At 69.3% G+C, this 8,551-nt stretch carries 9 protein-coding genes; 2 read left to right on the top strand and 7 right to left on the bottom strand.

The features are described 5' to 3' along the window. Positions 1-280: 280 nt before the first annotated feature. Positions 281-703 carry an alternative ribosome rescue aminoacyl-tRNA hydrolase ArfB gene (arfB, locus tag K9U40_RS20430; protein WP_282891959.1) on the bottom strand — a complete coding sequence of 141 codons (423 nt, stop codon included), beginning with the start codon at positions 701-703 and terminating at the stop codon, positions 281-283. A gap of 178 nt (positions 704-881) precedes the next feature. Then, positions 882-2,054: a GNAT family N-acetyltransferase gene (locus K9U40_RS20435; protein ID WP_282891960.1), complete on the bottom strand. Its 1,173-nt coding sequence runs from the start codon at positions 2,052-2,054 to the stop codon at positions 882-884. A 473-nt stretch (positions 2,055-2,527) separates the two neighbouring features. On the opposite strand from K9U40_RS20435, the gene K9U40_RS20440 reads away from it, so the two are divergent. After that, positions 2,528-3,109, top strand: a complete 582-nt coding sequence (locus K9U40_RS20440) for a hypothetical protein (RefSeq protein ID WP_282891961.1) — start codon at positions 2,528-2,530, stop codon at positions 3,107-3,109. Between the two features lie 48 nt (positions 3,110-3,157). On the opposite strand, the gene K9U40_RS20445 is transcribed toward K9U40_RS20440, so the two are convergent. Beyond that, a complete protein-coding gene (locus K9U40_RS20445; RefSeq protein ID WP_282891962.1) occupies positions 3,158-4,690 on the bottom strand; it encodes a YifB family Mg chelatase-like AAA ATPase in 1,533 nt (510 codons plus the stop codon). Positions 4,691-4,825: 135 nt separating this feature from the next. Here K9U40_RS20445 and K9U40_RS20450 point away from each other — a divergent pair, with 135 nt between their 5' ends. Then, positions 4,826-5,611: a class I SAM-dependent methyltransferase gene (locus tag K9U40_RS20450; protein ID WP_282891963.1), complete on the top strand. Its 786-nt coding sequence runs from the start codon at positions 4,826-4,828 to the stop codon at positions 5,609-5,611. An 81-nt stretch (positions 5,612-5,692) separates the two neighbouring features. Here the strand turns inward: K9U40_RS20450 and K9U40_RS20455 are convergent, their stop codons facing one another. The 4 genes from K9U40_RS20455 to rsmI form a co-directional block, all read right to left on the bottom strand. Then, positions 5,693-6,004 (bottom strand): polyhydroxyalkanoic acid system family protein, encoded by a 312-nt coding sequence (locus tag K9U40_RS20455; protein WP_282891964.1) that lies wholly within the window; start codon positions 6,002-6,004, stop codon positions 5,693-5,695. A 262-nt stretch (positions 6,005-6,266) separates the two neighbouring features. Further along, positions 6,267-7,211 (bottom strand): glutathione synthase, encoded by a 945-nt coding sequence (gshB, locus tag K9U40_RS20460; protein WP_282891965.1) that lies wholly within the window; start codon positions 7,209-7,211, stop codon positions 6,267-6,269. 70 nt (positions 7,212-7,281) lie between these two features. Beyond that, entirely contained in the window at positions 7,282-7,671 is a 390-nt protein-coding gene (locus K9U40_RS20465; RefSeq protein ID WP_282891966.1) for a YraN family protein, read from the bottom strand. Then, a partial coding sequence (rsmI, locus tag K9U40_RS20470) for a 16S rRNA (cytidine(1402)-2'-O)-methyltransferase (RefSeq protein WP_282891967.1) occupies positions 7,664-8,551 on the bottom strand: 888 nt, incomplete at its 5' end. The genes rsmI and K9U40_RS20465, both read right to left, overlap by 8 nt.

Consider the following 8,551-nt stretch of genomic DNA (forward strand, 5'->3'; position numbering starts at 1 on the left):
CTCCCTGCCCTCCCCGGCAAGCGGGAGAGGGTTCCGGGGTGCGCCCGGTCGCAGCAGCAGATTTTCAAACTGAAACACCGCCCGTTGTCCGATCAGCTTGCGATGGCAAGCTGACCAGCGCATGCCCCAAGCTCAAGGCAAGGCCTCTCTCCGAAGCCGGAGCAGCCAAGGTTGATTGGGACGAGTGCACAGGTCGAGCGGTGCCTGCCCCGATTGATTGCTCCTTCCACCCGCATACACGACATGCTGCGTGCTGCGGCGATGGCTGCCGGGGGTCGAATCAATCCGCCTGGGGCTTGTCTCGGCGGAGGGACTTGACCTCGCCACGCCGCTCCTTGGCGGCGAGGCGCCGTTCCTTCGAGCCCAGGGTGGGCCGGGTCGGACGGCGAATGGGCGCCACCACGGTTGCGCTGCGGATCAGCTCGACCAGCCGCGCGAGGGCGTCTTCGCGGTTGCGTTCCTGGGTGCGGAAGCGCTGCGCCTGGATGATGATGACCCCGCCTTGCGTCATGCGCTTGCCGGCCAGCCGGACCAGCCGGTTCTTCACGCCCTCCGGCAGGTTGGGGGAGCCGGCGGCATCGAAGCGCAGCTGGACCGCGCTCGACACCTTGTTCACGTTCTGCCCGCCCGGCCCGGAGGCCCGCACGAAGGCGAGTTCGATCTCGTCCTCCGAGATGGCGATGCGGGGCGTGATTTCGATCATGGCGGCACCTTCGGCGTCGGGCGTGCCCGGGCGGGGGCTCGGACTGCATCCGTACCCCCGGCCTCCGGGATCCCGCAAGCACAGGCGCTCCCGCCTCTGAACTTAAGGAAAGAGAAGGCAGCCGCCAGCCGATGGCCTCGTTTCCGGCCTTGTCATGCGAAGGCCGCCCCGGTGCCGGTCAAATGGCGTGGCGGTTCGCGGTAGGGCCGAAATGCTCCACGTAGCGCGGGCTGATCACCGACACCGGCAGGATGATGAGCACGTCAGTGGTGCCGAACTGGTGGTCCACCACCGCGCCGTCACCGACGAACCCGCCAAGGCGCAGATAGCCCTTGATGAGGGGCGGCAAGGCCTGCAGGGCCGCCTTCGGGTTGATGGCCGCCTTGGGCATGCGATCCATGGCCACGTGGCGGCCGTCGATGGCCCGCGCGCGCCATTCGTCCGGCGCCAGGGCGTTGTGGTGGAGGAAGGAAAGCGGCAGGGCGAGCGCCTCGGGATCAGTGCCCTCGAGGCTGGCGCAGCCGAACATGGCGTCGATCTTGTTGCGCAGGATATAGGTCCACACGCCGTGCCACAGCAACTCGACCGTCCGCTTGTTGCGGTAGGGCTTCAGCACGCAGGAGCGGCCGAGCTCCAGGAACTTGAGGTTCGGGTGGGCGGCGATGATGCCGTTCACGTCGAACTCGCCCTGGGTGTAGAACCCGCCGTGGCGCTGGGCCACCTCCTGGCGCAGCAGGCGATAGGTGCCGACCACCTTGGGCTTGCGCCGGCCCAGCACCATCTTGCCCGCGTCGTGGTCCAGCACGAGCAGGTGCTCGCAGATGGCGTCGAAGCTGTCCATGTCGCGGCGGGCGATGCGGGCAGCGGCATCGGGCACCGCCGACATTTCCTCGTAGAATACCTTGTAGCGCAGGCGCTGGGCGCGGCGCACGTCGCGCGCGGTGCGGGCGAGCCGCACCTCCAGTGCGCCAAGCCGGCCGAGGACGAGGCCGTCAGGGTCAGGGGGAAGGGCGTCCTTGTGACGGATGCCCGAATAGGCCCGCAAATCCGCGACCAGCTTCTGTGGCGCGGGCAATGACGCCTTGCCCTGAGCCGTTCGCGCGACGGTCGCCTCGAACGGGGCCGGGAACGGTGCTTCGCCGGTCGGGGCAGGCGAGCCGTGGCCGAGACCACCCCGTCCAAAAGCCTCCTGCGTGTAACCCGTCGCGAGGTTCCGGGACAACGGCTTGAACGGCAGATCCTTGAATGGATCGCGGGCCAGATCTCGCGCCAGATCGCGTGCCACGTCGATGCCCCGCCCGAACAGCGCGGGCAGGCTGAAGCCTGGATCGTTATGCCCCGTACGTTTCATGCAACGACCCCCTCCCCGGGCCGCCGCCTGCGGCGCGCGTGCCTGACCTGAACCGGCGTCGGTCCCCGGCACGGCTGCCCACGCAGGCGTATGGCGTAACGCCGGGCGTCGCCTCAACCTCTGCCCGGAGCCGGTGGTCCGGGTTACCAGGATATGAACGCCACCAACACCATAGTTTTCCTACGCCCATGTGACAATGGACCAGCGCAGGGGGCTGGTCCGGGCTTCGGGCTTCGGGCTCGGCAGGGGCGGCGGGACCGGACTGCTGTCGGTGGATCTGCGGCCACCTGGTGTTCTCCAGCCGAAACGCTTGGTTGGAGCGGTCGGGCGAAGGCATCGACGGGTCAGGCCAACTCGAGGGCTGCGCCTTGCAGGCTGATCAAGGCGGTGCTAGCGCCGAGGTGCGGGCACCGGGGCGCCCGTGATTCCATTGGGGGGGCACCATGATTGTATTTGGTCGGAGATTGGCGGCCGTGGCGCTGGCCGCGGGACTTGTTCACGTCGCATCTGGCGCGGGGCTCGCGCAGTCCCGGCCGACACCGGCGGAGGTCGATACGGTCTTGGTCCAGGGTATCGGCCAGATCACCGTCTTCACCTACAGGGCCCAGTTCGTCTCAGCCGATCCCGCCACGCGGCGCGTCGTGCTGGAAGATCCCTCCGGACGCCGCTGGGCGGTGATTGCGCCGCCCTTGCTGGGCGATCTTACCTTCTTCCGCAACGGGCAGACCCTGATCATCCGGGTCGCGCCCGGAGTGGTCACGGGTCTCGGCAAGGCCCGGCAGGGCAAGCCGGGCGAGGTGATCAAGGAGGTGGTGCTGGAGGCCGGCCTGCCGGGCTGGCCGGAAGGCTTCGGCGTGCGCGAGGTGACCTTGACCACCATCTTCGTGGCCATCGACAAGGCCGCCGGTACAGTGACCTTTGAAGGGGCGGACGGTGTGGTCCGGACGATGCGGGCCGCCAACGACAAGGTGCTCGCCGACCTCCAGCAGGTCGGGCCGGGCGATCTCGCGCAGATTTCGTATCTGGAAGGCCTCGCCATCAACGCCATCCGGTGAGCTGATCGCTCCCAGGCGCCGCGCAGCGCCGCCTGGGAGCGGAGCGGCTCATGCCGCCGCCCGCGGACGTTCCGCCGCCGCGCGGTAGGCCAGCGCCTCGGCGAGGTGACGTCGTCCGACACCGTCGGCGCCATCGAGATCGGCGAGGGTGCGGGCCACCTTCAGCACCCGATGATAGCCGCGGGCGGTGAGGCGCATGGCGTCCGCGGCGTCCCGAAGAAGAGTGGCGCCGCCTGAGTCCGGGGTCGCGACCCGGTCCAGCAGGGGGCCGGCGGCCTCAGCATTGGTGCGCACGTCGCGCCGTCCCAGGGCGGTGTAGCGCTCGACCTGGATCTCCCGCGCCATGGCAACCCGCGCTGCCACCTCCCGCGAGCCTTCCGCCGGGGCCGGCAGCACAAGATCGGAGGCGGAGACCGCCGGCACTTCCAGATGGATGTCGATGCGGTCGAGGAATGGGCCGGACAAGCGGGCCTGGTACTCGTCGGCACAACGCGCTCCCCGCTTGCAGGTGAAGCCGGGCTCGCCGGCTCGGCCGCAGCGGCAGGGGTTCATGGCGGCGATCAACTGGAAGCGGGCGGGGTAGGTGACCCGGTGGTTCGCCCGCGCAATCAGCACCTCTCCCGTCTCCAGGGGCTGGCGCAGGGAATCGAGCACCTGGGGGGAAAATTCCGGCAATTCGTCGAGGAACAGGACGCCATTGTGGGCGAGGGAGACCTCGCCGGGCCTGGCCTTCGCGCCCCCGCCCACCATGGCGGCCATGCTAGCGGAATGATGCGGGGCGCGGAACGGGCGGCGGTCCATGAGCGCGCCGTCTTCGATGGCGCCTGCCACCGAGGCGATCATGGACACATCGAGCATCTCGGCCGGCGAGAGGGGCGGCAGGATGGAAGGCAGCCGCTGGGCCAGCATGGACTTTCCCGCGCCCGGCGGCCCGACGAACAGCAAATTGTGCCCGCCGGCGGCAGCGACCTCCAGGGCACGCTTTGCCGTTTCCTGTCCCTTCACGTCCCTCAGGTCGAGCATGGCTTCTCCCGGCACTTTCATTCTGGGCTCGGGTCGCCCCATTACCTGGCGGCCGGTCATGTGGTTGGCGAGCTGGATGAGGGATTGCGGCGCCAGGATCTCCATGTCCGGGCTGGCCCAGGCGGCTTCCGCGCCGCACGCGGCGGGGCAGACCAGGCCGTGCCCGCGCGCGTTCGCGCCGATGGCCGCGGGCAGCACGCCGGCCACCGCGGCGATGGCGCCGTCGAGCGCCAGTTCACCCACCACGGTGAAGCCATCGAGCGCGTCGGAAGGAATGGCGCCGATGGCGGCCATGAGCCCGAGCGCGATGGGCAGGTCGTAATGGGAGCCTTCCTTGGGCAGGTCCGCCGGAGCGAGATTGACCGTGATGCGCCGCGCCGGCAAAGCAAGGCCTGACGCAATCAGCGCCGCACGGACCCGCTCCCGCGCCTCCGACACCGCCTTGTCCGGGAGGCCGACGATGGTGAAGGCCGGCAGGCCCGCCGCCACATGCACCTGCACGTCCACGGGGCGCGCGTCCACCCCCTCGAATGCGACCGTCGCCACCCGCTGGATCACCGCACGCCCCCCTCCACGCTTGTCATCTACGGTAGCGGAGGATTGTCCCGGCAGCAAGAACAAAGGCGGAACAATTTTGCTTGCCAGCCGGATGAGCGCGGCTATGCTGGTGGGCGGCGAGGCGAGGAACATCGGATGACGGACGCTGCAACGGGTGCCGCGCGCAGCCACGAGGCCCATGTGGCGGACATGTTCGGGCCACAGGCGGCGGCCTATGTGGCGAGTGCCGTCCACGCACGCGGCGCGGATCTGGAGGCGCTGTCGGCGGTGGTGGCGGAGCTGCGGCCCGGCCGGTTGCTCGATCTGGGATGTGGCGGCGGGCATGTCAGCTTCGCCGCTTCGCCATTCGCCGGCGAGGTGGTGGCCTATGACCTTTCAGCCGACATGCTCGGCGCCGTGGCAGTGGAGGCGGAACAGCGCGGCTTGGCCAATGTCGTGACCCGGCAGGGTGTCGCGGAACGGCTGCCGTTTGCCGACGCCAGCTTCGATTTCGTCGCCACGCGCTATAGCGCGCATCACTGGCGGAATGTGCCGGCAGCGATGGGGGAAGCGCGGCGGGTCTTGAAGGCGGAGGGGCGGGCCATGGTGATGGATGTCATCGCTCCCGACTGGCCGGTGGCCGACAGCTTCCTTCAGGCCATCGAAATGTTGCGCGATCCCTCGCATGGTCGCGATTATCGCGAGGCGGAATGGGTCGAGCATGCGGAAGGGGCGGGTTTCCGGGTGATGCGGACGGCGCGGCGGCGGCTGCGGCTGGAGTTTCGCCCCTGGGTGGAGCGGATCCGGACGTCCGATCTCCACGCCGCAGCCATCCGCTCTCTCATCCGGGGTGCGAGTCGGGACGTGGCGGAGCATTTCGAGATCGAGGCGGACGGATCCTTCACCCTCGATACGCTGACGCTGGAGCTGGAGGCTGCCTGAATATGGGTGCAGTGCGACCGAAGCCGTTCCGGTCGATCCTGCCTGATGAAAGTCATCGTCGGCGTTGGGGATGATGCGGGGCTATTTCTTCTCCAGCATGAGCTGACCCTGCTTCTTGATGAGATCCTGGGCTTTTCGCGCCAGCAGGTCGAGGAGGAAGGGCAGCTCCACTGATAGCCGGACCGCGTCGTCCAGCACGTCGAGGGTCCCGCTCGCGGTCTGGCCAACGGCGGCGATGCGAAACTCAAGATGCTCGCCGGTCCAAATTTCCTCCAGAATGGTGATGTGGCGGCCGAAGCGCGAGCGCACGGTGGTAAACCCCACCTGGAGGCGTCGGGTCGCCTCCAGCTTGCCGAGACGGTGGGGGATGGAAGCGGTGAACGGCTGGCCCATGCGCCTGTCTCCCGGTTGGCTTCGGTCCTTGCCGGAGGCGTCCCTTGCCTCGCGCGGCGGGAGTGCCCGGCTCTCCATCGGCTTCTGGCGGGATCGTTTCGCCATCCCGTCGGAAGCCCGAACGTCCCCGTGTCCCCGAGGGGGCCGGGCTTCAGGGCGTCAGGCGCATCTGCCAATTCATCATGGCGTGATGCAACCTGCCCGGCGTCTGAGCTAGAGCGCGATCCGATCAGCTTGCGATGCAAGCAGATCGGCGCGCGCTCTAGGCGGCACGTTTCTCCTCGATCTTGTCCCAGATCTGGGCGGCGATGTCGGGTCCGCCCAGACGCTTGATGGCGCGCAGGCCCGTGGGGGAGGTGACGTTGATCTCGGTGAGGTTGCCGTCGATCACGTCGATGCCCACGAAGATGAGCCCCATCTTCTTCAGCGAGGGACCAATGCGGGCGCAGATCTCCAGTTCCCGATCGGTGAGATCGGTGGGCCTTGCGGCGCCGCCGCGCACCATGTTGGAGCGCAGGTCGCCCTCGCTCGGGACCCGGTTGACCGCCCCGGCCGCCGCGCCGTCCACCAGGATGATGCGCTTGTCGCCATGCTTCACGGCCGGCAGGAAGCGCTGGATGACCCACGGCTCGCGGAAGGTGGTGGCGAACAGGTCGTAGAGCGAGCCGAAATTGAGGTCGTCGGCGGTCAGGCGGAACACCGCGGCGCCGCCGTTGCCGTAGAGCGGCTTCATCACCACGTCGCCGAACTCGGCGCGGAACGCCTTGATCTCGTCGAGGTCGCGGGAAACCAGCGTGGGCGGCATCAGTTCCGGAAACTCGGTGACGAAGATCTTCTCCGGCGCGTTGCGCACATGGGCCGGGTCGTTCACCACCAGGGTTTTGGGGTGGATGCGCTCCAGCAGGTGCGTGGCGGTCACGTAGGCCATGTCGAAGGGCGGATCCTGGCGCATCAGCACCACGTCCATCTGGTCGAGCGCGACACGCCGCTTCTCGCCGAGGCTGAAATGGGTGCCGGCCTCGTCCTTCACCTCAAGCGGCTCGATGGTGGCGAAGACGGCGCCGTCGCGCATGGCCATGCGGTCGGGGGTGTAGTGGAACAGGGCGTGCCCGCGCGCCTGGGCTTCGAGCAGCAGGGCGAAGGTGGAGTCGCCCGCAATGTTGATGTTGGCAATGTGGTCCATCTGGACCGCGACCTTGAGGGCCATGGCAATCTCCCGGCGCCCGGCTGGGGCTTCGCCTTATCTATAGCCGCGACGCGCGCGTCGCCACCTCCTCTCAGAACTCCGCCTCGAACGCGCCGGGCAGGTGCTCGGCGGCCCCCGAGCGGGCGAGCAGCACGGCGTCGAACCGCATGTTGAGGCCTGCCAGCTCCGGATGATCGGCGAGGAACGCCTCGGCCGCCGCGGCGATGCGCCGCCTTTGGCGCGGCAGCAGCGAGAAGGCGGCGTCGGAAAGGGCGGCCCGGAGCTTCACCTCGCAGAAGACGAGAAGGTCGCCCTGCCGCGCGATCAGGTCGATCTCTCCGGTCTTCGTGCGCACCCGGCGGGCCAATATCTCGAAGCCATGGGCGCCGAGCAGGGTGGCGGCGCGCTCCTCGGCAGCGAGGCCCCGGTCGTGGGCGGCGCGCCGGCGGCGCGTTGCGGCGGGAACGGCGGCGTCAGTCATCGGCCGCGGTGTCCCCGGCCCGGCCTTCGGACAGGGCAAGGGCGCGGGCATAGACCTCCCGCTTGGGCCGCCCGGTCATGGCGGCCACGGCGGCCACCGCATCCTTCAAGGACGCGTCCTTGAGGGCACGGGCGAGGGCATCGTCCACGGCGGCGTCGCCGGCCGCCTCTTCCAGCGGCGGTCCCACCACCAGCACGATCTCGCCCCTCGGGGCCTCCGCCTGCCTATAGTGGGCGGCGAGGGTGGAGAGATCGCCGCGGCGCACCTCCTCATAGGCCTTGGTGAGTTCGCGGCAGACCGCCGCCTTGCGCGGGCCCAGTCGCTCGGCGAGGTCGGCGAGACTCTCGGCGAGGCGCGGGCCGGTCTCGTAGAACACCAGCGTCGCCGGCACGCTCGCCAGCGCCGCGAGGCGGTTGCGGCGCTGGCCCGATTTGGGCGGCAGGAAGCCGTCGAACAGGAAGCAATCCGTGGGCAACCCTGCTGCCACGAGGGCGGCGAGCAGGGCTGAGGCGCCGGGCACGGGATGCACCGTGTGGCCCGCCTCCGCCGCCTCCACCACCAGCTTGAAGCCGGGGTCCGAAACCAGTGGCGTGCCGGCGTCCGAGATGAGGGCGATGCGGTCGCCGGCGGCAAGGCGTGCCAGCAGCTTCGGCCGGGCGCTGGCGCCGTTGTGGTCGTGATAGGGCACGAGGGGGGTGGCGATGCCGTAGCGCTCGGTGAGCCGGCGGGAGATGCGGGTGTCCTCACAGGCGATCACGTCTGCGCCCGCCAGCGTCTCCAGCGCGCGCACGGTCACGTCGCCAAGGTTGCCGATGGGGGTCGCCACCACATGCAGGCCGGGGGCGAGCGGCGGGGCCTGGACGCGTGTGCCGGCGATGAG

It is taken from the genome of Xanthobacter autotrophicus, from assembly GCF_030015065.1.
Lineage (GTDB): Bacteria > Pseudomonadota > Alphaproteobacteria > Rhizobiales > Xanthobacteraceae > Xanthobacter > Xanthobacter autotrophicus_D.

Excerpts from the sequence above, each read along its gene's own strand:
- K9U40_RS20435 (WP_282891960.1), bottom strand. The coding sequence starts at position 2,054 with ATGAAACGTACGGGGCATAACGATCCAGGCTTCAGCCTGCCCGCGCTG.
- K9U40_RS20455 (WP_282891964.1), bottom strand. The coding sequence starts at position 6,004 with ATGGGCCAGCCGTTCACCGCTTCCATCCCCCACCGTCTCGGCAAGCTG.
- gshB (WP_282891965.1), bottom strand. The coding sequence starts at position 7,211 with ATGGCCCTCAAGGTCGCGGTCCAGATGGACCACATTGCCAACATCAAC.
- arfB (WP_282891959.1), bottom strand. The coding sequence starts at position 703 with ATGATCGAAATCACGCCCCGCATCGCCATCTCGGAGGACGAGATCGAA.
- K9U40_RS20450 (WP_282891963.1), top strand. The coding sequence starts at position 4,826 with ATGACGGACGCTGCAACGGGTGCCGCGCGCAGCCACGAGGCCCATGTG.
- K9U40_RS20465 (WP_282891966.1), bottom strand. The coding sequence starts at position 7,671 with ATGACTGACGCCGCCGTTCCCGCCGCAACGCGCCGCCGGCGCGCCGCC.